Below are 882 nucleotides of genomic sequence, written 5' to 3'. Positions count from 1 at the left end.
GCTGCTGGCCGTGCCCGCCAGCCTGCTGGCCAGCAGCAAGGCCAGGGCCATGCCGGCGGTGGCGATGGCCAGTGTCTGCAGCGTGGCTTGCCACAGCAACTGGAGGAATTCTTCGCCATGGGCGGGTGGCCAGAAGGCTGAAACAAAACGGCCCATCTCACTCTGGCTGTCGGCCTTGAGCAGCACACCCAGGTCCAGTTCGCTGAAGTGGATGCCGGGCCACAGCAGGGCAAGCGCCAACAGACTGAGCAACAGACGGGGCAGGGTGGCCGGGTCTCGCCTATCACGCGTCAGCATCGGGGAATCTGCACACTCAAGGGCACCACCGGGACGGGCGGCGATTGCAGTTGCTCGTTGGCGTAGAGCTTGTCGAGCAGCGCGTGGTCGACGTCGCTGGCGGGCAGGTCGAACAGGACCTGGCCGTCGCGCAGGCCGATGATGCGCGAGAAGTGCGTCAGGGCCAGATCCACGGCATGCAGGCTGGCGACCAGTGTCACCTTGTGTTCCCGTGCGTGGCGGCAGAGGATCGACAGGGTGTGCCCGGCCAGTACGGGGTCCATCGCCGACACCGGCTCATCGGCCAGCAGCACTTCGGGGGCCTGGTACAGCACGCGGGCAATGCCCACGCGCTGCAGTTGGCCACCGGACAATTGCTGGCACTGGGCGAACAGCTTGTCACTGAGGTCCAGCTTGAGCAGTGCCGCCCGCGCGCCTGGAACATCCACCGGATGCAGCAGGCTCAACAGGCTTTTGGCGAACCCCCATTGCCCCAGCTTTCCGGCCAGCACCGCCGTGACCACCCGTTGCCGCGGTGGCAGTGGCGGCGCCTGATGGACCAGGCCGATGCGTGCGCGCAAGCGCTGGCGCTGGCGGGCGCCGAGC

1 protein-coding gene and 1 pseudogene are annotated in these 882 nt (G+C 67.5%); both read right to left on the bottom strand.

What is annotated here, in order from left to right; translation table 11 throughout:
* Positions 1–297 (bottom strand): annotated as a pseudogene (locus ACCD00_RS30680) (ABC transporter permease); the annotation flags it as partial.
* Positions 291–882, bottom strand: a 592-nt coding sequence (locus ACCD00_RS30675) for an ATP-binding cassette domain-containing protein (protein WP_413428929.1), incomplete at its 5' end; no start/stop codon positions are given. The pseudogene ACCD00_RS30680 and the gene ACCD00_RS30675, both read right to left, overlap by 7 nt.

This window comes from Pseudomonas sp. Pseusp3, assembly GCF_047304225.1.
GTDB classification, from domain to species: domain Bacteria; phylum Pseudomonadota; class Gammaproteobacteria; order Pseudomonadales; family Pseudomonadaceae; genus Aquipseudomonas; species Aquipseudomonas fluorescens_CD.
Note: the sequence above shows the minus strand (reverse complement) of the source record. Positions and strands in the feature narration are given on the sequence as shown.